At 41.2% G+C, this 25,421-nt stretch carries 19 protein-coding genes; 10 read left to right on the forward strand and 9 right to left on the reverse strand.

From position 1 onward, the window contains the following. The first annotated feature begins 9 nt into the window (after nt 1–9). Together nfo and NYR63_RS01975 are read left to right on the forward strand one after the other, a co-directional pair. Nucleotides 10–852 (forward strand): deoxyribonuclease IV, encoded by an 843-nt coding sequence (gene nfo / locus NYR63_RS01970; RefSeq protein WP_279457939.1) that lies wholly within the window; start codon nt 10–12, stop codon nt 850–852. Nucleotides 853–973: 121 nt separating this feature from the next. After that, nucleotides 974–1,570, forward strand: a complete 597-nt coding sequence (locus tag NYR63_RS01975; protein ID WP_279457940.1) for an NlpC/P60 family protein — start codon at nt 974–976, stop codon at nt 1,568–1,570. Nucleotides 1,571–1,619: 49 nt separating this feature from the next. Here the strand turns inward: NYR63_RS01975 and NYR63_RS01980 are convergent, their stop codons facing one another. Both NYR63_RS01980 and grcA read right to left on the reverse strand, forming a co-directional pair. After that, a complete protein-coding gene (locus NYR63_RS01980) occupies nt 1,620–2,075 on the reverse strand; it encodes a LexA family protein (protein WP_279457941.1) in 456 nt (151 codons plus the stop codon). A gap of 230 nt (nt 2,076–2,305) precedes the next feature. Further along, the gene (gene grcA / locus NYR63_RS01985; RefSeq protein ID WP_279457942.1) at nt 2,306–2,692 is read right to left on the reverse strand and encodes an autonomous glycyl radical cofactor GrcA; all 387 of its coding nucleotides are present in this window, start codon (nt 2,690–2,692) and stop codon (nt 2,306–2,308) included. 203 nt (nt 2,693–2,895) lie between these two features. Between grcA and ung the strand changes: the two genes are divergently transcribed. Together ung and NYR63_RS01995 are read left to right on the forward strand one after the other, a co-directional pair. Then, nucleotides 2,896–3,567, forward strand: coding sequence for a uracil-DNA glycosylase (ung, locus tag NYR63_RS01990; RefSeq protein WP_279457943.1), 672 nt, complete (start codon nt 2,896–2,898; stop codon nt 3,565–3,567). Nucleotides 3,568–3,669: 102 nt separating this feature from the next. After that, the gene (locus NYR63_RS01995) at nt 3,670–4,470 is read left to right on the forward strand and encodes a class I SAM-dependent methyltransferase (protein ID WP_279457944.1); all 801 of its coding nucleotides are present in this window, start codon (nt 3,670–3,672) and stop codon (nt 4,468–4,470) included. A 94-nt stretch (nt 4,471–4,564) separates the two neighbouring features. On the opposite strand, the gene NYR63_RS02000 is transcribed toward NYR63_RS01995, so the two are convergent. The 4 genes from NYR63_RS02000 to grpE all read right to left on the reverse strand — a co-directional run bounded on the left by NYR63_RS02000 (nt 4,565) and on the right by grpE (nt 10,476). Then, a complete protein-coding gene (locus NYR63_RS02000; RefSeq protein ID WP_279457945.1) occupies nt 4,565–4,963 on the reverse strand; it encodes a (R)-mandelonitrile lyase in 399 nt (132 codons plus the stop codon). A gap of 197 nt (nt 4,964–5,160) precedes the next feature. After that, entirely contained in the window at nt 5,161–9,060 is a 3,900-nt protein-coding gene (gene hrpA, locus NYR63_RS02005) for an ATP-dependent RNA helicase HrpA (protein WP_279457946.1), read from the reverse strand. A 170-nt stretch (nt 9,061–9,230) separates the two neighbouring features. Beyond that, nucleotides 9,231–9,683 carry a DUF441 domain-containing protein gene (locus NYR63_RS02010; protein WP_005600468.1) on the reverse strand — a complete coding sequence of 151 codons (453 nt, stop codon included), beginning with the start codon at nt 9,681–9,683 and terminating at the stop codon, nt 9,231–9,233. A 196-nt stretch (nt 9,684–9,879) separates the two neighbouring features. After that, nucleotides 9,880–10,476, reverse strand: a complete 597-nt coding sequence (grpE, locus tag NYR63_RS02015; RefSeq protein WP_279457947.1) for a nucleotide exchange factor GrpE — start codon at nt 10,474–10,476, stop codon at nt 9,880–9,882. Between the two features lie 244 nt (nt 10,477–10,720). On the opposite strand from grpE, the gene NYR63_RS02020 reads away from it, so the two are divergent. The 3 genes from NYR63_RS02020 to recB all read left to right on the forward strand — a co-directional run bounded on the left by NYR63_RS02020 (nt 10,721) and on the right by recB (nt 16,964). Beyond that, the gene (locus tag NYR63_RS02020; protein WP_279457948.1) at nt 10,721–11,803 is read left to right on the forward strand and encodes an extracellular solute-binding protein; all 1,083 of its coding nucleotides are present in this window, start codon (nt 10,721–10,723) and stop codon (nt 11,801–11,803) included. Nucleotides 11,804–11,947: 144 nt separating this feature from the next. Then, entirely contained in the window at nt 11,948–13,339 is a 1,392-nt protein-coding gene (locus NYR63_RS02025) for an MATE family efflux transporter (RefSeq protein ID WP_279457949.1), read from the forward strand. A gap of 22 nt (nt 13,340–13,361) precedes the next feature. After that, complete coding sequence (gene recB / locus NYR63_RS02030; RefSeq protein WP_279457950.1) at nt 13,362–16,964, forward strand: exodeoxyribonuclease V subunit beta; 3,603 nt, start codon at nt 13,362–13,364, stop codon at nt 16,962–16,964. 79 nt (nt 16,965–17,043) lie between these two features. Here the strand turns inward: recB and lnt are convergent, their stop codons facing one another. Then, on the reverse strand, nt 17,044–18,555 hold the full coding sequence (gene lnt, locus NYR63_RS02035; protein ID WP_279457951.1) for an apolipoprotein N-acyltransferase: 1,512 nt from the start codon (nt 18,553–18,555) through the stop codon (nt 17,044–17,046). A gap of 94 nt (nt 18,556–18,649) precedes the next feature. Then, the gene (gene corC, locus NYR63_RS02040) at nt 18,650–19,543 is read right to left on the reverse strand and encodes a CNNM family magnesium/cobalt transport protein CorC (RefSeq protein WP_279457952.1); all 894 of its coding nucleotides are present in this window, start codon (nt 19,541–19,543) and stop codon (nt 18,650–18,652) included. Nucleotides 19,544–19,713: 170 nt separating this feature from the next. Here corC and NYR63_RS02045 point away from each other — a divergent pair, with 170 nt between their 5' ends. The 3 genes from NYR63_RS02045 (at nt 19,714) to glpK (ending at nt 22,879) form a co-directional block, all read left to right on the forward strand. Further along, complete coding sequence (locus NYR63_RS02045) at nt 19,714–20,313, forward strand: curli polymerization inhibitor CsgI-related protein (protein WP_279457953.1); 600 nt, start codon at nt 19,714–19,716, stop codon at nt 20,311–20,313. A gap of 237 nt (nt 20,314–20,550) precedes the next feature. Next, the gene (locus NYR63_RS02050) at nt 20,551–21,333 is read left to right on the forward strand and encodes an MIP/aquaporin family protein (protein WP_279457954.1); all 783 of its coding nucleotides are present in this window, start codon (nt 20,551–20,553) and stop codon (nt 21,331–21,333) included. Between the two features lie 34 nt (nt 21,334–21,367). Next, complete coding sequence (glpK, locus tag NYR63_RS02055) at nt 21,368–22,879, forward strand: glycerol kinase GlpK (RefSeq protein ID WP_279457955.1); 1,512 nt, start codon at nt 21,368–21,370, stop codon at nt 22,877–22,879. Nucleotides 22,880–22,990: 111 nt separating this feature from the next. Here the strand turns inward: glpK and lon are convergent, their stop codons facing one another. After that, nucleotides 22,991–25,399: an endopeptidase La gene (gene lon / locus NYR63_RS02060; RefSeq protein WP_279457956.1), complete on the reverse strand. Its 2,409-nt coding sequence runs from the start codon at nt 25,397–25,399 to the stop codon at nt 22,991–22,993. Between the last annotated feature and the right edge of the window lie 22 nt (nt 25,400–25,421).

Here is a 25,421-nt window from a genome sequence, read left to right on the forward strand (position 1 = left end):
GATAAGAAGATGAAATATATTGGTGCGCACGTAAGTGCTTCAGGCGGTGTCGAGAACGCTGTATTAAGAGCGGTTGAAATCGGCGCAAATGCTTTCGCTTTATTTACTAAAAACCAACGCCAATGGAAAGCCCCCGCTTTAAAAGCGGATACGATTGAGAAATTCAAGCGTTTTTGTAAGGCGCATCAGTTCTCACCGGATCATATTTTACCGCACGATAGTTACCTAATTAACTTAGGTAATCCGGAAGCGGAAAATTTAGCAAAATCACGAGAGGCTTTTATTGATGAAATGGATAGAGCAAATCAGTTAGGGCTAAAACTACTGAATTTCCACCCCGGTGCACATTTAAATAAAATTTCGGAAAGCGATTGTTTAGCACGTATTGCCGAATCAATTAATATTGCGGTGGAAAGCGTTCCGAATGTGATTGCGGTGATTGAGAATACTGCCGGTCAGGGTTCTAATCTTGGTTATCGTTTTGAACATTTAGCCGAAATTATTGACCAAGTGGAGGACAAAAGCCGAGTAGGTGTCTGTTTAGATACTTGTCATCTCTTTTCAGCGGGATATGACATCAGTTCTTTGACGGCTTGCGAACGAACATTTTCTGAGTTTGAACAAACGGTCGGTTTTCAGTATTTACGTGGAATGCACCTCAACGGCTCAAAAACAGCATTAGGTAGCCGAGTAGATCGTCACCATACGTTAAAAGAAGGTACAATCGGTACGGATTTCTGCAAATTTATTATGCAAGACGACCGTTTTGACGATATTCCGCTTATTTTAGAAACAATTCAGCCTGAAATTTGGGCGGAAGAAATAAAATTTTTGAGGACATTAGCAGAATAATCCGTTATACTGCCGAAGCTTTATTGTCGCGACCTGTAAAAAAACAGGTCGCCGAATTTACTAACTTTAAGATTTTTAATAGGAATCAACCGCTGTAGTTGTTCTGGCGAGACAAATTATTATGAAAAAATACTCTACTTTAACAAGGCTAAAGCCATTATTTATTACATCACTGTTTGCAATGTTCGGTAGTTATTCTTCAATTGCTTCCGCTAGTTTAAGTAGTAATCCAGCCACTCCAAGTCAAATTAAAATCGTTGCCAAAGCCGCAACAGCCGAGCAAATTGAAGCTCAAATCTTGTATAAACAAGGGATTAAAGCCCGCGTATCTCACCGTGAAGAACTTTCCACCGAAGGCGGTAATGCCGCTAAAAAAGTACATAGTATTTATCGTAAATGGGCGGGGACTCGCTATCGTTTAGGTGGCGAAGGGCGAGGCGGTATTGATTGTTCGGCTTTCGTTCAAAAAACAATGAGCGGTGCTTTTAATCTTGATTTGCCTCGTTCTACGGCAGAACAACGTCATCTAGGTCGTTCAATTTCGAAATCGGATTTACGTCCCGGTGATTTAGTCTTTTTCCGCCGCAATAATCATGTCGGCGTTTATATCGGAGCCGGTAAATTTGTACATGCCAGTACTAGCCAGGGCGTAACCACCAGCTCTCTTTCGGAACGCTATTGGGCAAGAAATTATACGCAATCCCGTCGCGTTTTATAATGAATTCATACAATAAGTCGTCAAAAAAGATTATTTGACGACTTTTTTGTTATGCTGCATATTTTCTTGTCGCTATTTGTGTAGATTTATGACGCATTTGGTGTACTACATTAGTAATCACTCCCGAAATCTCAATTTCTTGCCAGCTGCTAATGCGTAAATTAGGTTCTCTTATATCCAGCGAGAAAAGAATAATTTCCTGTATTCCTTCACTATTCTCAATTTCCTTGAAAAACTGATAAAACTTATATTCTCCGTTTTTTTCAATCACAAGTAAATCATTGACTAAATATTGTGCGGATTGCTCAACAATAAGCAGATCGTCCGATTCAATTCCCCAAGCAATTAAATTCGGATTTTTCACTTGAATAAAAAAAGTCTCGGTCGGGCGTTTAATGCAGAGTGAATTTAGATCTAATTTAATTGAGCGTTCGCTATTCATATCTCGATACATCGGTAGCGGTTGGTATGGTAACTCACGAGTAAGCGGTCGAATTGAAGCCATTTTTGTATCCTCTATCTAAACTGTGTGTTTATACAGGTTATTTTACTGATTAAAAAAACAGTGTCAATCCTGTTTGTTTAATTTTTTGTAAAAATATCCAGTGTTTTTGCGAGAGTATTGAGAAGACGGTATTTAGCAAGCGGTGAAATTTTAGTGAGGATTTGCAAAAGAGGAGCAATAAAAAAGCACCCGAAGGTGCTTTTTTAAGAAAATAGACAGTAAAGCTGTTATTATAAGCTTTCTGTAAAAGTACGAGTGATTACATCGCGTTGTTGTTCCGGTGTTAATGAGTTGAAACGCACTGCATAACCAGAAACGCGGATAGTTAATTGTGGGTATTTTTCCGGGTTTTTAACCGCATCTTCTAATGTTTCACGACGTAAAACATTAACGTTTAAGTGTTGGCCACCTTCAACTTTAATAGTTGGAGCAACGTTTACCGGCACTTCACGGTATGCGATTTGACCTAATTCGCTAATTGCAACAACTTGGTCTTCTTTATAAACGTCGCCTTTAGCTGCGATACAACGCGCTTCGTTTTTTTCTTCATCTAATAACCAGAAAGAGTTTACTAAGTTGCTGTTTGAAGATTCTGTAATTTGTACGCCTTTGATCATTTTGATACTCCTAAGTATGGGCTGGGTAATTATAAAATTTTTTGATAAATTCAAATTTTGTTGATGTGGTGAATTTTATCACTTTTTTTGAAGAATTCTACTAAAAGTTGAATGAATATAGTTTAAATATTATTAATTGGATAAAAAATAATCTAATATATAGGTAAATTTAAAATTCTTAACACTCTTTAACAGGAAAAACTATGAATAATTGGACAGAAGCACTGGGCGAAGAAAAACAACAACCTTATTTTCAGCATATCTTACAACAAGTACATCAAGAAAGAATGAATGGTGTAACGGTTTTCCCACCGCAAAAAGAAGTGTTTAGTGCCTTTGCCTTAACCGAATTTAAAGATGTGAAGGTAGTGATATTAGGGCAAGATCCTTATCATGGACCAAACCAAGCGCACGGCTTGGCATTTTCGGTAAAACCGCCGGTCGCACCGCCACCTTCTTTAGTTAATATGTATAAAGAACTGGCGCAGGATATTGAAGGTTTTCAAATTCCGAATCACGGCTATTTAGTTGATTGGGCAAAACAAGGAGTATTACTGCTTAATACCGCTCTAACGGTACGCCAAGGACAAGCGCATTCGCATGCCAATTTAGGTTGGGAAATTTTCACCGATAAAGTGATTGCTCAGCTCAATCAACACCGTGAAAATTTAGTCTTTTTATTGTGGGGCAGCCATGCGCAGAAAAAAGGGCAGTTTATCGACCGTTCTCGCCATTGCGTGCTGACCGCTCCACATCCCTCACCGTTATCCGCTCATCGAGGATTTTTAGGCTGCCGTCATTTTTCAAAAGCAAATGCTTATTTAAGAGAAAAAGGCATTCAAGAAATTCGTTGGCAGTTACCGATGAATGTTTAAAGATTATAAGCGGTCAAATTTGCGGATTTTCTTACAATTTTAGCCGCTTGTATTTCATAAAATATAAGTAAAACAATAAAACTTTATATAAAAAGGAGAGTTATGATGAACACATTTTATGATATTGATTTTGCTAAATTATACCGACAACATTTTGAACAAAGCCGCAATCACGAGTCTCCGAAAGAATGGGATAAGAATGCGGTTAAATTTGCCGAAAAGTTTGTTGAGAAAGAGAGCGATTACGTCACACAATTTTTAGCGAAAACAATGATAGAGGCTAAAGATTCGGTACTGGATATCGGTTGCGGGCCGGGTACGCTTGCTATTCCGCTTGCCCAACGTGGTTGCCAGTTATTCGCGCTGGATTTTAGCCAAGGAATGTTGTCGCTATTAGATAATTATGCCGTTCAAGCGCAATTACCAAATATTCAAACCATTCAAAAGTCTTGGAGTGATGATTGGAGTGATGTTCCTTGCGCTGACGTAGTGATTGCATCAAGAGCAACATTAGTGGGTAATTTGGACGAAGCGATTGATAAACTCATTGCGAAAGCGAAGAAAAGCGTATATTTAACGGCTATCACCCAACCTCATTTTATTGATGAGCGCATTTTTGCGGCAATCGGACGTAGTAATATCGGTGCACCGACTTATATCTATTTACTTAACCGACTATATCAGCGCGGTATTCAAGCCGAATTACAATTTATAGAGGGGGCTCGTTCTGAAATCGAGATAGAAAGTAGCGAAATGTTACAAGAGATTATGCAAGCCACATTAGGCGAATTAACCGAAGAAGAAAAAGCTAAATTAGCCGAATTTTATCAAATGACGCAAGATTCACATCAGCCGATTTATCAAGGGCAACCAAAATGGGCATTAATTTCTTGGAAGGTATAAGAGCTTAAGTCGATTGGCTTAAATTTAATTTGACCAAGCGGTTAAATTTGTAGATTTTTTTGCAATTTTAACCGCTTGTCTTATAAGTATTTTATCAAGCGGAATGCACTTGTGCGTATTCTTCGTCAGTGACCGGTGATAGCCAAGTAACTTTTTTACCATCTTTATAATTTGTGATAGCTAAATGCACTAAATCACTATCGGCACTTGCACCGTGCCAATGTTCAATATTCTCAGGAATATTAATCACATCGCCGGTTTGAATCACTTGTGCCGGTTTTCCTCGTTCTTGATACCAGCCTTTGCCGCTGGTCACAATCAAGACTTGTCCTTTTGGATGTGTATGCCAATTGGTTCTCGCTCCTTTTTCAAAGGTCACGCTGCCGATAGAAAATTCATTATTGTGATCCGCTTCCAATACCTCGATTAAAAAGGTACTGCCGGTGAAAAATTCAGGTGAACGAGGTTCGCCTTTCGGGAAAAGTGTTTGCATAGAGTAATCTCCTGTGTGGATTTGTCATTGTTATATATGGTTTTAATAAGTCACAAGCGGTCAGAATTGCAAAAAATTTTGCAAATTTAACCGCTAGTTACCCTCGCCCCTTGTGGGAGAGGGAAAGATTTTTCTTCGTGTAGAAGAAAAATCAGGGAGAGGGGGGATTCGGTGGATAAGACTACCTACCATACACATTATTTTATCTCCCCAATCGCATTCAAAATACGTTTATCTGAAATCGGGTATTTAGTGCCAAGTTGTTGGGCGAACAGACTGACACGTAACTCTTCAATCATATAACGAATTTCTAGCACTTCGTCAGGGATTGCTTTAGATTTCGGCAGTTTGGTGAGTAATTGCTTATAAGCATTTTCTACTTGTTCCACCCGTAACATCTTCGCTCGGTCAGTGTTTGTGTCCGTGCCGAGTTTGTCTAATCGTTTGTCGATAGCAGTTAAATAACGGTGTAAATCGGCAAGACGTTGGTAGCCGGTTTTGGTCACAAAATCCGGATAAACCAAACCGCTTAATTGTGCTTTAATATCCGACAGAGCAAACGCCATTGTGAAGTCCATTTTGCCTTTCATTCGTTTGTTTAACTCGAAGGCAAGTGTGAGGATTTTCTCCACTTGTAATGCAATTTCTGCGGTAGTGTCGTTTAAGTTACCTCGCACAAATTCATGCAATTCATTGAATTTTTCTTCGGTCCAAACAAAACCGCCGAATTCATCTACTAATTTATCCACGGCACAAGAGATACAGTCATCGATCAATTCCAACACTTTACCGAATGGGGCAAAGTAAAGTCCAAGTTTTGCTTTGTTCGGCAATTTTTCGTGTAAGTATTTGATTGGCGAAGGCACATTGAGTAATAACAAACGGCGTAAACCGGCTCGCATTGCACGGGCTTGCTCGAATTCGGTTTCGAATAATTTTACGCCCACTGCGGTTTGCTCATCGACAATTGCCGGGTAAGCTTTCACGCTGAAATTGGCTTTTTTCTGTTCGTAGAATTGCGGTAAGTTAGCGAAATTCCACAAATGTACGCCGCTTTGCTCGATACCGTCATCAGCAATTGTTGAAAGGCTTTCTTGCACTTGATCTTTGAGCGCAAATTTCAGTTCGTCCAAGTTTTCGCTTTCTTGTAGTTTTTTACCTTTTTCATCCATCACACGGAATGTCATACGCAAATGCGGCGCAAGTTGCGACAGATCCCACAGCTCCGGATCAATAGTTACACCGGTCATACGGCGAAGCTCGTAAGCCAGACTTTCTAGCAATGGTTTTTGATACGGCTCGGCTCTGCCTAAGAACGCATCTGCATAGTTCGGTGCCGGTACAAAATTACGGCGAGTTGCTTTCGGTAATGATTTAATTAACGCCACCACTAGCTCATGGCGAAGCCCTGGAATTTGCCAGTCGAAGCCTTCCGGCTCTACTTGATTAAGTAAAGGTAACGGAATATGCACGGTGACACCATCGTGATCTTTACCGATTTCAAATTGGTAACTTAATTTCAGTTTAAGCTGCCCTTGATACCAAAAATTCGGGAAATCCAAATCGCTGACCGTGTTGGCGTTTTCATTCATTAAGAATGATTTTTCAAAGTTGAGCAATTCAGGATCTTTTTGACCCGCTTTTTTCCACCATGTATCAAAATGGCGGCTGGATACCACTTCTGTTCCGATTCGTTGATCGTAGAAGTCGAACAGGGTTTGTTCGTCCACTAAAATATCTCGGCGGCGAGATTTGTGTTCGAGGTCTTCCACTTCTTTGATCAAGCGGTTATTTTCTTTGAAAAATTTGTAATTATTATGCCAATCGCCCTCAACCATTGCCGAGCGGATAAATATTTCGCGGCTAACAGTCGGATCAATTGAACCGTAATTGACAAGACGATTCGCTACCACCGGAATACCGTAGAGCGAGACTTTTTCATACGCCATCACCGCACCTTTAGATTTTGACCAATGCGGTTCGCTGTAACTGCGTTTAAGTAAATGTCCGGCGAGTGGCTCAATCCACTCCGGTTCGATTTTTGCCACAGTTCTTGCCCACAACTTGGTGGTTTCTACCAGTTCGGACGCAGCAAGCCACTTCGGCTGCTTTTTGAAAAGCGCCGAGGTTGGGAACACATAAAAATGCGCATTTCTCGCCCCGAGGTAGTGCATTTTTTCGCTGTCTTTCAGCCCGATATGTGACAGCAAACCGGTCAGTAAAGCGGTGTGAATTTGTTGATAATTTGCATCTTCGCTATTAATCGGCAAGCCCATTTCTCGTACAGAAAGACGTAGTTGATGATAAATATCCTGCCATTCACGCACACGCAAATAGTTGAGAAAATCTTTTTGACATTGCTTGCGGAACTGGTTTTTGGTCAGTTCTTTTTGCTGAGTTTGAATGTAATGCCACAAATTCACAAACGCCAAGAAATCGGAGTCTTTGTCAGCAAAACGGCGATGTTTTTCGTCTGCAGCCTGTTGGCGTTCTTGCGGACGTTCACGCGGATCTTGAATCGAAAGCGCAGAGACAATCATCATCACTTCGTGTAATGAACCGTTTTGTGCCGCGGCAATGACCATACGACCTAAGCGAGGATCGATGGGGAGTTGGGCAAGTTGACGACCGATTGCGGTTAATTTATTACCATTAATCGCACCTAATTCTTCTAGCAAACGAATACCGTCCTGTACCTGTCTAGTATCCGGACGATCAACAAATGGAAACGCTTCAATATCCGACAAACCGAGCGAGGTCATCTGCAAAATGACTGAGGCAAGATTAGTACGCAGAATTTCCGGATCGGTAAATTCCGGACGAGCGTTAAAATCCTCCTCTGAATAGAGGCGGATACAAATCCCTTCGCTGGTTCGTCCGCAACGGCCTTTTCGCTGGTTCGCAGAGGCTTGAGAAATCGGCTCAATCGGCAAACGTTGTACTTTAGTGCGGTAACTATAGCGAGAAATACGCGCCGTACCGGTATCAATCACATATTTGATATTCGGAATGGTGAGTGAGGTTTCCGCTACGTTGGTGGCTAAAATCACACGATTTAGACCGCTTGGCTGGAAAATGCGTTGCTGTTCGGCAGCCGAGAGGCGAGCGTAAAGCGGTAGAATTTCAGTGAATCTTAGCTCTTGTTTTTGTAGCACTTCGGCAGTATCACGAATTTCTCGTTCACCGCTCATAAAAATCAAAATATCGCCGCGACCTTCGGCTTGAAGTTCATCAACAGCGTTGATAATACCTTGTAGTTGGTCTTGGTCATCTTCTTCCACAATTGGACGATAACGCACTTCCACCGGGAAGGTTCGTCCGGAAACCTCAATAATCGGTGCATTATTAAAGTGGCGAGAAAAACGTTCCACATCAATGGTTGCCGAGGTAATGATCACTTTTAGATCGGGACGTTTATGCAGAATTTGTTTCAGATAGCCAAGAATAAAATCGTTGTTGAGTGAGCGTTCGTGTGCTTCATCAATAATTAACGTATCGTACTGATTGAGATAGCGGTCGTTTTGGATTTCGGCAAGCAAAATACCGTCCGTCATTAATTTCACAAGGGTATTTTCGCCCACTTGATCATTAAAGCGTACTTTGTAGCCGACTGTTACACCCATTTCGCTTTTTAATTCTTCGGCAATACGGTTTGCCACCGAACGTGCCGCCAAACGGCGAGGCTGAGTATGTCCAATCAAGCCTTTTACGCCACGTCCGAGTTCCAAGCACATTTTCGGTAGCTGAGTGGTTTTACCCGAACCGGTTTCACCGGCAATCACCACCACCTGATTTTCTGCAATCAGTTTTAAGATTTCTTCACGACGAGCGGAAACCGGTAAATCGGGATAAGTGATTTCAAGGCTGGAATGTTGTGCTTTTCTGGCTTGGAAAGCTGCTTGTGCCGAGAGAATTTCACGTTCAATTTCCGCAATCACATTGTTTTTGGCTTCTTGTTTTTTGATGGCAGAAATACCGTGAATACGAGTACGTAAACGGCGGTAATCGGTATTGGTGAGTTCTTTTAAATTTGCGATTAATGCTTTCTGACTCTCATCAAGCGGTCTATTTTTGAAATTTTTTTGCGAAGGTTTCATTGTCTTGTCTTAACTATGTATTGCCTTAACGATATTCGGCATTATGCGAGATATTTTGAGGAAAATTATAGCCTAAATTGAGGGGAAACAGTAGGTAGAAGAGACCGCTTGCAACGCTCACTTAATAAGAGAGGGGAACAAGCGGTCTAATTTTGAATAAATTTTACCAATTAGCCTTTACCGATTAATAGCGAAAGAATACCTGCAGCAATTAACGGGCCAACCGGCACGCCACCAAGTAATGCTACGCCGATAATAGTACCGACTAGTAATCCGGTAACTAACAGCGGCTGACCGCCCATTAAACTTACCCCTCTGCCGCCTAACCAAGCCACCGCAATTCCTGCAACCACGGCAAGCAACATCTTCCAATTTAAAAATTCAGAGAAGGAGGGGAGGGAAATTTTGCCGGAAACAATCGGGCTTAATACGCCGATAGTTAAAATGATAATCCCGATGCTTAAACCGTGCTTATCTAAAAAGGGCAGATATTTGCTGAGAAAAGTTTGTTGCACCAGTAACAGCACTGTCGCGGCAATAGTAATTGAATTGTTGTTTCCGACCACACCGAGAAAAATCAGTACGACAAGGAATAGTGAAATGGGGTTGAATTGTAGGGACATAGTTTGATATGAATGAGATTAAAATATTATCCTCGTTTCTCGCAAAAGTGAGTAAGTGAGGAAACCGAAAATCAGTAATTTTCAGATAGAGAGGGATTTGCTGATTTTATCGAATTTAGACCGCTATCCCTCTCTCTGCCGATCCGCTGAACGCTTCACCGGCTGCCTCTCTTCCGCAAGCGGGCGAGAGTAAAATTTAGCCGGCAACCATTACCATTGCCGGGCGAAGTACGCGACCTTGTAAGGTGTAACCTTTTTGTAAAACTACGCTGATATGGTTTGCTTCGATACCTTCCGCCGGTTGCATTGAAATCGCTTGGTGAAGTTCCGGATTGAAGGCTTCGCCGACAACACCAACCGCTTCCACACCGAATTTAGCTAAAGTAGAAATAAATTCTTTATGGGTCATTTCTACGCCATCAACCAATGCTTGTGTCGTTTCATCGGTGACTGCCGTATCGAGCGCATTTAAACCGCGTTCAAGGTTATCTACTACGGTTAATAATTCCTTGGAGAATTTTTCAAGTGCGAATTTATGTGCTTTTTCAACATCTTGTTCGGCACGGCGACGGATATTTTGGATTTCCGCTTGCGCACGTAATTGAATATCTTTTTCACGGTTATCCGCTTCCGCAATATAAGTTTCTAACTCATTAATACGTGCATAAGCGGCTGCCAGTTCAGCTTCGACAGGTTGTTCTTGTTGTACTTCGGCTGTTTGCTCTAATTGCGCTTCGTTTGCAACTTCAACTTGTTCGGCTTGAGCTTGTGCATTTTCGTTTTGAGCTGTCATTTTAAATCCTCTTCGTTTCAAATATATAAATGAAAAATCGTTACTAATATAGCGTTAAATTTGCTGATTTCAAGGTAAAAGCGGTAATGTGAATAAATTATTAAAAATAATTTGCAAAAAATTGCCGTTTTGATTAGAAAATCCTTGCAAAATCTAGGGGGTGGCTTAAAATCGCCCTCGTCTTTTAAGCCCTTAGGCAAGGCTATATTTTTTACTCATCTTTTCTTTAACGGAGAAAACTTAAATGAAAAAATTAGCGGGTTTATTTGCAGCAGGTTTAGCGACAGTTGCATTAACAGCGTGTAATGAAGAAAAGCCAAAAGCGGCTGAAGCAGCGGCTCAACCGGCAGCAGCGGGAACAGTTCACCTTTATACTTGGACTGAATATGTGCCTGAAGGCTTGTTAGATGAATTCACAAAGCAAACCGGTATCAAAGTAGAGGTTTCAAGCCTTGAATCTAACGAAACCATGTATGCGAAATTAAAATTACAAGGTAAAGACGGCGGTTACGATGTTATCGCACCTTCTAACTATTTCGTTTCAAAAATGGCGAAAGAAGGTATGTTAGCGGAATTAGATCACGCAAAACTTCCTGTAATCAAAGAGTTAAACCAAGATTGGTTAAACAAACCTTATGACCAAGGTAACAAATACTCTTTACCGCAATTATTAGGTGCGCCGGGTATCGCATTTAACTCAAATGACTATAAGGGCGATGCGTTCACTTCTTGGGGCGATTTATGGAAACCTGAGTTTGCGAATAAAGTACAATTATTAGATGACGCACGTGAAGTATTTAACATTGCATTATTAAAATTAGGTAAAAATCCTAACACAACCAATCCGGAAGAGATTAAAGCGGCTTACGAAGAATTGAAAAAATTACGTCCGAACGTACTTTCTTTCACTTCAGACAACCCGGCGAACTCATTTATCGCAGGCGAAGTATCTGTAGGTCAATTATGGAACGGTTCCGTACGTATTGCTAAAAAAGAACAAGCGCCGGTAAACATGGTGTTCCCGAAAGAAGGTCCTGTGCTTTGGGTTGATACGTTAGCCATTCCGGCGAATGCGAAAAACAAAGAAAATGCGCATAAGTTAATCAACTACTTATTAAGCGCACCGGTTGCGGAAAAATTAACTTTAGAAATCGGTTACCCGACTTCAAACGTAGAAGCGTTAAAAACATTACCGAAAGAGATTACCGAAGATCCGGCAATCTATCCGACAGCTGATGTGTTAAAAGCGGCACAATGGCAAGACGATGTAGGCAATGCAATCGAACTTTACGAAAAATATTACCAAGAGTTAAAAGCGGCGAAATAATTCGTTAGCTTAACGGATAAAGCCCTCGAGAAGCGATTTTCGAGGGTTTTTTCATTTTTACAAGCGGTCTAATTTTGCAAAAATTTTGCGAAAAACGACCGCTTGTTGCCGTATAATAACCTCCGTATTTTGAAAGAGGTAATTATGAATCTGCAATGGCAAAAATATCCGGAAAACACACGTAAACTATTTAAACTCACGCTACCGATTTTTATTTCTCAGCTTTCGGTGGCGGGAATGGGGCTGGCTGACATTGTGATGGCGGGGCTGGTGAGTGATGATGATGTGTCTGCGATTGCGGTGAGTAATTCCATCTATTTTCCCCTCTTTTTATTTGTATTAGGTTTGCTTAATGCTATTACGCCAACCGTTTCTTACTTAAACGGCTCGAACCAACGTCATTTAATTGCCCATCAAATTCGCCAAGGCTTTTGGTTGGTTTTAGTATGTTCAGTTCCGTTGATTATCGTCTTTCTAAATAGCCATTGGATTTTAGACTATATGAATACGCCGCAAGCCTTTTCGACTAAATCGCAGCAATATTTGGCGATTATAGCGATTGGGGTAGTGCCGGCATTATTAGGCATTAATTTACGTTGTATGAATGACGGCTTATCCAATCCGAAGCCGGCAATGCGTATTATGTTCTTCGGGTTATTGCTGAATATTCCGCTTAATTATATTTTTATTTTCGGTAAATTCGGACTGCCGGAACTGGGAGCGGTCGGTTGCGGTGTGGCGACTGCGATAGTGAACTGGATAATGTTCTTATTACTATTTCATTACAGTTATACAAACAAATCCCAAAAAGATATCGGCTTATTTAACCGTTGGTTTGAAATGCCAAGCGGTCAAACTTTGTTGAAAATTTGCAAATTGGGTTTACCGATCGGCTTTGCAACGTTTACCGAAGTGATGTTGTTCTCCACATCTGCTTTACTGCTTTCACCGCTCGGCTCGCAAGTGGTGGCAAGTCATCAGGCGGCTCTGCAAACCAGCTCGTTGTTATTTATGATCCCAATGTCTTTTAGTATTGCGACCACAATTGTGGTAGGAAAAACCTTGGGGCAGAAACAAGTCGAACAGGCAAAAATTATTAGCTATCACGCGCTGATTACCGGTGCGCTGTTTGCGTTAGCGGCAGCGGTCGTGATTGTGATTTTAGATGAAATAATTCCACTGGCATTTACCAGCGACCCGGTGTCGATTGCAATTGCGGCGCATTTATTGTTGTTTGCAGCGGTATATCAAATTCCGGATTCATTACAAGCGGTGGCAAACGGTATTCTGCGTGGCTATAAACATACCAAACCGATTTTATATGTCACGATGTTCTGTTATTGGGTGATTGGTATGCCGTTCGGCTATATTTTAGCGAGAACGGATTGGATTGTTGAACCGATGGCGGCGGCAGGCTTTTGGTTTATATTCTGTGTCAGTTTAAGTATCGCCGCCGGATTATTAATTTACCAGATGCACAAAATCCAACAAGTACCAGCTGATCAACTGTTAGCAAAATTAGAACGCATTAAATAATGATTGAATATTGAGTGAAATAATGAAAACCCTTTCTCCGATTGAACTGCCGTTAAATTGTACCGCATTAATTGAAGCGTCTGCCGGTACCGGTAAAACCTTTACCATGGCGAATTTATATTTGCGTTTGCTACTAGGAGTTGGTTGTGCGCCTTTAACGGTTGAACAAATTTTGGTGGTAACTTTTACTAAAGCGGCAACCGAAGAATTACGTGATCGTATTCGTAAAAATATCAAAGCCTGTCGTATGTTTTTACAAGAGTACGATGCGGAAAAAGCCTATGATGCCAATGATTTCTTCTTCCAATTAGCTCAGCGGATTGAAGGTGTGGAAGAGGCGATTTTACGCTTACGCATTGCCGAACGAGAGATCGATTTAGCCAGTATTTTTACGATTGACAGTTTCTGCCAAAAAATGTTGTTTCAATTTGCTTTCGATTCGGGCGTTCGCTTCGATAGTGATTTACAACCGGACGAAAATGATCTTTTACGCCGCATCAGCGAAGAAGTTTGGCGTGAAATGTTCTATCCGATGACGCTAAATGAAACGGCTTTAGTTGTGCAATTTTTAGGTACGCCGGAAAAGGCTTTAGGTGAAATCAAACAATTTATCGGTAAAGATTTGCCGGAACTTTCTGCTGAACAAGGTTGGATACAGGCTGATTTTGCTCATTATGCCCAACAATCGAATGATTTTTTTAGCCAAGCCAAGCAACATTGGTTGAATAATGGCGAGAAAATTGTCGGGTTAGTACAAGCGGAATTAGCTAAAACCTATGCTAAAGGGATAAAAAAGTCATTAAGCCGAGCTTCATATAAAAGTAATCTGATCTCGGATTGGATTGAAAAAGTAAACCGTTGGGCAAATAGCGAAGACACGTTTTTACCGAAAGAATTTGAACGTTTTTGCCAAGATTTTATGCAATCTAAAGCGGAAGCCGGTGCGGAGCCGTTATCTGATCCGCTTTTTGTAAAAAATCAGCAAATTTGGACCGCTTACCATATTCAATTTACGCCAGATAAACAAAAGGCGCTATTAGTTTATCAATACTTATCCGCTATTCGCCAAAAAATGGCGGACTATAAAGCGACACATAGTGAAAAGAGTTTTGATGATCTGCGAGCATTCCTAAATCAAGCTCTGAAAAGCGAAAGAGGAGAGATATTAGCCGAACAGATTCGTCGCTTATTTCCGTTTGCGATGATTGACGAGTTCCAAGATACTGACAAAGAACAATATGAAATTTTCCATAAAATCTTTATGCAAGGAGATCGGAGAAATCGTGGGTTTATTATGATCGGCGATCCGAAACAGTCGATTTATAAATTCCGTGGAGCGGATATTTTTACCTATCTGACCGCTTCGCAACAAGCACAAGAAAAGCGAACCTTACCGAAAAACTGGCGTTCGTTACCTGAAATTGTTACCGCCACTAACCGTTTGTTTGAATTTCCCGAAAGTGTCGAACATAGCCCGTTTTTATATGACGGTATCCGTTTTCAAGCGGTGGAACACAAGCAGACGGATGCGCAATTAGTCGGAGCCGAGCATTTTAATTGTTATTTACAAGCGGAATTTAATGAGCAAGAAGCGGCGGAACATTGCGCTTATCAAATTCAGCAACAATTAAAAGTAATGGAAGTGGGTGATTTCGGTTTGAATTTTGCTAAGGATAAGGTGTTTACTGCTTTCCAAGCAAAAGATATTGCGATCTTAGTACGAGGTAAAAATCAGGCAATATTACTTAAAGAGGCTTTGGCAACACGAGGCATTCGTTCGGTCTTCCTTTCGGACAGACGTAGCGTATATGCTTCGGATATTGCTCAGGAATTAAAATGGGTGTTATATGCGTGTTTGAATCCGTCTCATCAAGCTAACGTGCTAACTGCTATCGGTTCAAGTTTATGGGGGCTTTCGGCAGCAGAGATTTATCGCCTTAAAAATGATGAAAATGCTTGGGATAGACAAGTTTCAGCCTTTATTCATTACCAACAAATCTGGCAGCAGCAAGGGATTTTACCGATGTTGCACCAATTATTTATGCAAGAGGGAATTATTCATCGTTTGCGTGCCGGAGCCGACAGTGATCGCCGTCTAACCGATTTATTGCATTTGGCGGAATTACTACAAAATGCAATGCCGAGTTTAGAAAACGAATCGGCGTTAGTGCGTTGGTATGAACGTCAATTAGAGAATCCGCAAGAGAAAGAGGATCAACAACTCCGTTTGGAAAGTGAAGACGAGCTAATCAAAATTATCACGATTCACGGTGCCAAAGGCTTACAGTATCCCATCGTATGGTTACCGTTTATCGGTAAGAATAATCGCGGTGATCGTGTGTTACCGGGAGTCGAAACTCCGAAAGTTTCTGTTTACCGTAATACGGAAGACGAGGTTAGTTGGCATTTAGGCAGTAGAGATGATAAAACACAGGAATTGATGGATAAGGCGGAATTTGCCGAAGATTTACGTCTATTATATGTTGCGCTGACCCGTGCCGAATCGCAATTAAATCTGATTTTACCGACAACCTTCACTAAAGGTTGGAATGCGATGCACTATTTGTTGAGTAACGGTGAATTAGGCGGAACGACCTCTTTTGTGACCGAGGTGCCTACATCGGATTATTTGGATAGAAAAGGCATTAAATATCATGCGGTTGAGTTAAATTCGCAGCCTATAGAAGACGATTGGCGACCTACCCCCTCTTTACCGAGTGAATTACAAGTGAGATCTTTTCAGCGTGAAATGACTCAAGACGGACAAATCAGTAGTTTTACTGCATTACACGCTTATCATGAATGGAATGAACAATTCGGTGTAGGACAGACGGTAGTGAGCGAAAAAGTGCAAGATTATGACCGACAAATCGAAACGTCCGTTTTAGACGAGCCGGATTGGTTCGCGGAAAATACCGCATATTCCGCTTATCAATTTCCGCACAGTGCAAAAGTCGGTAGTGTTTTGCACCGCTTTTTTGAACACAGTGACTTCCAACAAGCGGTCGATTTTGCGCAAATTCGTACTATTTGTGAGCAGTTAAATTTAGATGAAAATTGGTATGAACCGTTACAACAATGGTTTGAAAAGGTGCTTGAAACGCCGTTTAGCGAAGCGGAATTTGCGCTAAAAGACGTTCCGATGACAAAGCGTTTGAACGAATGGCAGTTTTATTTACGTTTAAAAAATTCTGACGGATTACGCAGGCTAAATCAATTATTAAAGCAGTATAGTGTGGTGTCAGCCAAATTGCCGGATTTGAATTTACCGCAGTTGGAAGGTTATTTACGCGGTTTTGTCGATTGTATCGTACAAGTAAATGATAAATTTTACTTGATAGACTATAAGTCGAATTTCTTAGGCTATTTAGCGCAAGATTATAGCCGACAGAATCTGGAAAAAACGATCGGACAATATCGCTATGATCTGCAATATCTGCTTTATACATTGGCGTTACATCGCTATTTACGGGCGCGTTTAGGTGAGCAGTACGAGTATGAGCGTGATTTTGGCGGCGTGGCATATTTATTCTTACGAGGCATGAACGGCACACCGAATAGCGGTGTATTTTTCGAAAAACCTTGCAAAGAATTGATCGAAGGAATGGATGAGCTGTTCGGCTAATACTTGTTATAAAATCACATAGAAAAACATAAAGCACTAAAATAACGAGTTTTAGTGCTTTATTCATTAAACAAGCGGTTTATTTTTTTCGATTTCTTACAAAGGCAAAGGTAAAGCAGACTAGACTTATCGCATAAATCAGCCAGCTACCTGTTTTAGAGAATAGGGTCTCGCCTTTGGTCGGTTGAATTTGTGCGGTCAGTACATTCGCTTCAAATTGTGGAATTTGTTCAATGACTTCACCTTTTGCGCCGATAATGGCAGTAATGCCGGTATTTGCGGCACGGAGTAATGGTTTACCCAATTCAAGCGCACGCATTCTTGCCATTTGGAAATGCTGCCAAGGTCCGATAGAGGCACCAAACCAAGCATCATTGGTAATCGTCAATAAATAATCCGATTGTTGCGCTTGTTGATTTTGCTGCATTTGATCGCCGAAAATCACTTCATAGCAAATTGCCATATTAAATTTACGATTTTTAGCGAAAAGCGGCTGTTGTACAAATTCGCCTTGCGATAAGTTAATCGGCAGAATAAACACATCACGCATCCAATCCAATATCGAGCCGAAAGGCACATATTCGCCGAACGGCACTAAATGGTGTTTGTTGTAGCGTGTGGAATGATGTAAATCATAAGGTTGTGATTGATTGCCTAATACCACCGCACTATTAAATAATTGCTCGTTTTCGTTTTGGTAAAGCGTACCGATGATCACTTCACTGCCTTTTTCTGCAGCAACTTGCTGAAGTTGGCTAAGTAGCGGATAAATTTGCGTTTCTAATGCCGGAATGGCTGATTCGGGTAGCACAATCACATCACTTTCACCCAATAGCGGACTAATTAAACGCTGATAGGTTTGTAACGTATAATCGAAATGCGCCGGATCCCATTTCATTTTTTGCTCGATATTACCTTGTACAAGGCTTACGCTAAGCGGTTGTTTTTGTTCGTCAATTTGCACAAACGGAATAAATTTTGCGGCAAATGCTAATCCGCATAGTATGGCTAAAGTGACAAGAGAAGCGGTCGTTTTTACAGATTTTTTTACCAATAACACCAAATAACCGCTCACAACCATCACAAAGAATGTTAATCCCTCAACACCTAACAATGGTGCAACGCCGGCAAATGGGCTGTCAATTTGCGTATAACCGAATTGCAGCCAAGGGAAACCGGTAAAGACTACGCCACGCAGATATTCGGTAAAGGTAAAAATCGCCGCAAGCGCAAAAGGATTGCGGATTTGGAAACGTTGGGCAACATAACCGAATAGCAAATTATAAATCGCAAGATAGCAAGCCAATAAAAACACCGCAATATAGCTTACCACAAGCGGTACACCGCCGAATTGGGTCATACTGACATGCACCCAATTTACCCCGACACAAAAACAACCGAGAGACCAAGCAAAAGTTGCCCAAAGTGCGGTTTTACGCTGCGGAAGTGTTGCCGCCCAAATTAAACCGGCGGAGGAAAGGTAGATGATTCCCCAAAAATCAAAAGGGGAATAAGCAAGCGTACCGATACCTCCTAGGACACCGGCAAGCAAACAAGCGGTTAAAATTGATGGATTTTTTACAAATTTCATTTGAGATAGCTAATTAAGTAATAGGGAATATTCTTTGAAATAACGCAAATAAAAGGTGAGGATAAAACCTCACCTATATCTTATGCTTTATTTATTATTCTTCGTTGGTGATCAGCTGTTCCATTTTTTCCAGCTGTTCATCCGGTACGGTAACGCGTAATTGAATCAGACGGCGGCTATCGGCAGAAGTAACTTTAAAATCAATGCCTTCTAATTGAATTTGTTCGCCTCGTTTTGCTAAATGACCAAATGCCTGCATGACTAAACCGCCGATCGTATCCACTTCTTCATCGGTAAATTCGGTTGCAAAAGTTTCGTTGAATTTCTCAATATCCGTAAGTGCCGATACTGCATAAGTATGACGAGAAAGCTGGCGAATCGGTTCAATTTCTTCTTCATCAAATTCGTCTTCAATATCACCGACAATTTGTTCGAGAATATCTTCAATCGTAACTAAACCGGATACCGCACCGAACTCATCCACCACAATCGCCATATGGAAACGTTCCGAGCGAAACTCTTTTAACATTCGATCAACCCGTTTACTTTCCGGTACGATCACCGCAGGGCGTAGAATGGTCGTCATTTCAAACTCTTCGGAATCGGTTCTGAGAAATTTCAATAAATCTTTCGCATGTAAAATACCTAATACGGTATCTTTGCCGTCATCTAAAATAACCGGAAAACGAGAGTGGGCGGATTCAATAATTGAATCAACACAAGCGGCTAAATCAAGATTGGCATCAATATAGACGATTTGCGGGCGAGGGATCATAATATCACGTACGCGAAGTTCGGAAATTTCCATCACGCCTTCAATCATATCTTTGGTGTCGCTATCGATCAGTTCGTTGTCGAGAGAATCTCGAATCACTTCAACCAAATCTTCTCTATTTTTCGGCTCGGATTGGAATAGTCCGCCGAAAATAGATTGTAAAAATGATTTCTTATCTTGTTGCGTATTTACGCTCTGTTGTTCGTCACTCATTGTATATACTCTTAAAAATAATTTTTTATCCGATTTTATGTGTCTATCGGATACAAAAGAAAATTATCACAAATTCATCGCTTTGGTAATAAATTTATTTCTATTTTTGGCAAATTAGCATAGCATAAGCTCAATATTTTTTATATTGACTCAATTTAAGGAGCATCTTAATGAAATTAGCGAAAATAGCGGTTGCGGTTGCAACATTAGCTGTCAGTTCTTTTTCTATGGCAGGAACATTAACCGCATCGGATAGCGTAGAATTATTGGCTTTTGACGGACAAAAAGTGGCAAGAGGTACGGCAGGATTATCGATTGACGGTAAAGTACACCAAGTCGTAGTTAGTGTAAGTGATATTGTGGACGGAAGCTATTTCTCAATTGATCCGATTATTCTTACCTTTAACGGTACGGATGAAGATGCCAAAATTATTACACCGAAATTCACGTCGAATTTTACGGTAGATAAGTTTAAGAAAGAACTGAATTTTAAAATCGAAACCGCATCAGGCAAAGAAATTACTTATAAACGCGATTTCTTAAAAGGTGAAGGTTTTGCCCCGAATTCTCGTGTTGAAGACAATCTTGCCAAATATAACGCAAGTAAAGCGGTCGCTTCCGTTCCGGCTTTTACAAATGCGGCATTAGAGTCTAAAGGACAAATGGTGATTGAAACCAATAACGTTAAAGAAGAGCAGTTGCAAGTCTTATTTAAAAAAGCGGACAAAGAAACTCAGAAACGTTTCTTAGAATGGGCTAAAAAACAGTAATCATATTCGCTTTAAATTTAGTGAAAACCTCAACTTCGGTTGAGGTTTTTTGTTTGTTTAGTTACATAAAATTTGAAATACGTCACATTTTCAGCATCAGAAATGTGCGTAATATCACAAATTTACATTTTCCCATTTGCGAAAAATGTTCGTTTTTATATAGTTCACTCCGAAAACGTTTGCGTTTTTCAACATTCAATAGCGTAATTTACTTTTCGTGATCCGTGGGAGGACTATATGGAAAGATCGTTAAAAGGGGCTTGTATCGCAGAATTTATCGGTACGGGTTTGATTATTTTCTTTGGGGTCGGCTGTGTGGCGGCAGCACAATTAGCCGGTGCGACATTCGGTTTATGGGAAATTTCCATTATGTGGGGCGTGGGGGTCGCTTTAGCGGTATATACTACCGCAGGCGTATCCGGTGCTCATTTAAATCCGGCGGTAACGGTCGCACTTTGGAAGTTTGCGTGTTTTGACGGTAAAAAAGTACTTCCTTATATTATTTCCCAATTTTTAGGGGCTTTCGCCGCAGCGGCATTAGTGTATTTCCTTTATAAAGATCTCTTTGCGGCAACCGAAGCAGCCAAAAATATTGTACGAGGCGAAGGCGTAGGACTTGCCGGAGTATTTTCTACTTATCCTCATCCAAATATCAGCGTATTACAAGCCTTTTGTGTAGAAGCGGTCATTACTATGGCATTAGTCGCATTGATTCTCGCTTTAACCGATGACGGCAACGGCGTACCGAGAGGTCCGATGGCTCCGTTATTAATCGGTTTATTAATCGCGGCAATCGGCGGTGCTTTCGGTCCTTTAACCGGCTTTGCAATGAATCCGGCGCGTGATTTCGGTCCGAAAGCTTTTGCTTTCTTAGCCGGCTGGGGTGAAGTGGCTTTTACCGGTGCGCGTGATATTCCGTATTTCCTTGTACCGTTAATTGCGCCGATGGTCGGTGGGCTCGTCGGTGCTTGGGGCTATCGCCGTTTTATCGGTAAAAACTTACCATGTAATTGTAAATAATTGCGTCATTCATTTAATAGAGAAGGTGATTACTATGACTAAAGAATACATAATTGCGTTAGACCAAGGTACGACAAGTTCTCGTGCGGTATTACTCGATAAAAATGCCAATATCGTAGAGGTTTCGCAACGTGAATTTACTCAAATTTATCCGCAAGTCGGTTGGGTGGAACATAATCCGATGGAAATTTGGGCAACGCAAAGTTCGACATTAAATGAAGTGGTGGCAAAAGCGGGTATTACTTCCGATAAAATTGCGGCAATCGGTATTACCAACCAGCGTGAAACCACTATTGTTTGGGAAAAAGAAACCGGTAAGCCGGTTTATAATGCGATTGTATGGCAATGTCGTCGTACGGCGGATATTTGTGCGAAATTGAAAGCAGACGGGCATGAAGCTTATATTCGTAAAACGACAGGTTTGGTGGTGGACCCATATTTCTCCGGTACAAAAGTAAAATGGATTTTAGATAATGTTGAAGGGGCAAGAGAAAAAGCTGAACGCGGTGAATTGTTATTCGGTACGGTAGATACTTGGTTGGTTTGGAAATTAACCCAAGGTCGTGTGCATGTAACCGATTATACCAATGCTTCTCGTACTATGATGTTTAATATTCACACCAAACAATGGGACGATAAAATGTTGGAATTACTGGATATTCCACGTTCTATGTTACCGGAAGTAAAAAACTCATCGGAAATTTACGGTGAAACCAATATCGGTGGTAAAGGCGGCGTACGTATTCCGGTAGCAGGTATGGCGGGCGACCAACAAGCCGCTCTTTACGGACACTTATGTGTAGAAGCCGGTCAAGCTAAAAATACCTACGGAACCGGTTGTTTTATGTTGATGAATACTGGTGATGAAGCGGTAGAATCTAAAAACGGTTTAGTCACAACGATTGCGTGTAATGCAAAAGGTGAGCCATGCTATGCGTTAGAAGGTTCGATCTTTATGGGCGGAGCATCAATCCAATGGTTACGTGACGAACTAAAAATTGTTCACGATAGTAAAGATTCCGAATATTTTGCCATGAAAGAAGAAAGCACAAATGGCGTTTATGTTGTGCCGGCATTTACCGGTTTAGGTGCTCCTTATTGGGATCCGTATGCGCGAGGCGCGATTTTAGGACTTTCTCGCGGTGCAAACCGTAACCATATCGTACGTGCGACATTAGAGTCTATTGCATATCAAACTCGTGACGTATTGGATGCAATGCAGTCGGATAGCGGTAAACACCTTGCGACTTTACGTGTGGACGGAGGTGCGGTTGCCAATAACTTCTTAATGCAATTCCAAGCGGATATTCTCAATGCGAATGTAGAGCGTCCGGTTGTGCGTGAAGTTACCGCTTTAGGCGCGGCATATCTCGCCGGACTTGCTGTCGGATTCTGGAAAGATTTACAAGAATTACGCGGTAAAGCGTCGATTGAACGTACCTTTGTACCTGATGGCGACGAAGCAAAACGTACCAGACGTTATAAAGGCTGGAAAAAAGCGGTGAAACGTGCATTAGAATGGGCGAAAGAAGACGCAGAAGAATAGTGAGCTTATCGTAAGCGGTCTGATTTTTGGCAAAGTTTACAGAAAATATGACCGCTAATCATAGAAAAACAAAGGGCTTCAAATTATTTGAAGCCCTTTTTATGTTTACGATTACTGAATCGCCGCTTTTGAGCGAGTTTTTTTCACTTTAATCGTTTGTGATTTAGGCGAGATCACCTCAATTCCCATCGGCGGATTTTCTAGTGCAATCGCTAACACTTCGTCAATCGTTTCCACCGGATAAATAGCCAATGCCGCTTTGGCATTTTCCGGGATTTCTTCCAAATCTTTTTCGTTGTCTTTCGGAATAATCACGGTAGTAATGCCGCCACGGTGTGCCGCCAATAATTTCTCTTTTAAGCCGCCGATCGGTAATACTTTACCACGTAAGCTAATTTCACCGGTCATCGCCACTTCTTTGCGAACAGGATTGCCGGTTAAACTTGAAATTAATGCGGTACACATCGCGATACCTGCGCTCGGACCGTCTTTCGGTGTTGCACCATCCGGTACGTGTACGTGAATATCTCGTTTTTCATAGAAGTCATCCGCAATGCCTAATTGTGCGGATCTTGCACGTACCACCATCATTGCCGCTTGAATCGATTCTTTCATTACATCGCCTAATGAGCCGGTAAATGAGAATTTACCCTTACCGCTGACCGAAGTGGTTTCGATGGTGAGTAAATCGCCGCCGACTTCCGTCCAAGCTAAACCGGTTACTTCGCCGACACGGTTTTGGCTGTCCATTTTACCGTAATCAAAACGTTTTACACCCAAATAATCGGCGATATTGTCTTCGGTTACGGTAATGGATTTAACCTTTTTATCTAATACTAAGGTTTTTACCGCTTTACGGCAGATTTTAGCAATTTCACGTTCAAGACTACGCACACCGGCTTCACGGGTGTAATAACGAATAATGCTTAAAATCGCACTATCTTCAATCGTTAATTCACCCGCTTTTAAGCCGTTATTTTCTTGCTGTTTCGCAATTAGGTGATCACGGGCAATGTGCATTTTTTCATCTTCGGTATAACCGGAAAGACGAATAACTTCCATACGGTCGAGTAATGCCGGCGGAATATTCATTGAGTTTGAAGTTGCAACGAACATTACGTCGGAAAGATCGTAATCGACTTCTAAATAGTGATCGTTAAACGCTTTATTTTGTTCCGGATCTAATACCTCAAGTAATGCCGAAGCCGGGTCACCGCGCATATCTTGTGCCATTTTGTCGATTTCATCGAGCAAGAATAGCGGATTTTTTACACCGACTTTTGCCATTTTCATCATCAATGAACCCGGCATAGAACCGATATAAGTACGACGATGACCGCGAATTTCCGCTTCATCACGCACACCGCCTAATGCCATACGGACATATTTACGTCCGGTCGCATTAGCGATAGATTGACCAAGCGAGGTTTTACCGACTCCCGGCGGGCCGACTAAGCAAAGAATCGGACCTTTAAGTTTATTTAAACGACTTTGTACCGCAAGATATTCGACAATACGTTCTTTGACTCGCTCTAAACCATAGTGATCTTTATCTAAAATTTCTTGCGCTTTCGCTAAGTCTTTTTTTACCGTTGATTTTTTGTTCCATGGCATTTTTAAGATCCAATCAATATAGCCGCGTACAACGGTCGCTTCGGAAGAACTTTGCGGCATCGCTTTTAGTTTTTTAAACTCACTGTCAATTTTTTCTTTTACTTCAAGCGGTAGTTTGGCTTCTTCGATTTTTTCTTTTAATTTATCCAGTTCGGTTTGTTCGGCATCTTCACCGTTACCAAGCTCTTTTTGAATCGCTTTAATTTGCTCGTTTAAGTAATAATCGCGTTGGTTTTTTTCCATTTGCTGTTTCACACGATTACGAATACGCGTTTCGGTTTCTAGCGAATCCAACTCGGTTGCCATTGCAACTAATAATGCTTCAAAGCGAGCAATTAAGTTAGTTTCTTCTAATAATGCTTGTTTTTTCTGTACGGATGCGATTAAGTTTGAAGCCATTGTGTCTGCAAGACGGTCTTCCAATGAAATTTTTTGTAACTTAGGTAGAATTTCCGCCGGAATTTTCTTGTTATTTTTTACATAACCTTCAAATTCATTTAATGCGGCTCTTGCAATTGTTTTTAATTCATCGTTTTCATCTTCGTATTCAGAAATTAAAGGTTGTACGCCCGCCCAGAAGCCGTTTTCATCATCATGAATATGCTCGATTTTAGCGCGTTGCTGACCTTCCACCAGCACTTTGACCGTACCATCCGGCAGATTGAGCATTTGGATAATATTAGCGATCACGCCAACGGAATACACGTCTTCTGTTGTCGGTTCTTCTTTATTAGGATCTTGTTGTGTAACAAGAAATAATTGTTTATTTGAATCCATCGCCGCACGTAAAGCCTGAATGGATTTTTCACGGCCTACGAATAACGGCATAACCATATAAGGAAAGACCACTACATCACGTAATGGAAGAAGTGGCAATTCAATTGCTTTCTTTTTTCTTGGTGCCATATATATCTCTCTTATTTTTCTA

Source organism: Actinobacillus genomosp. 1, assembly GCF_029774175.1.
Taxonomy (GTDB): domain Bacteria; phylum Pseudomonadota; class Gammaproteobacteria; order Enterobacterales; family Pasteurellaceae; genus Actinobacillus.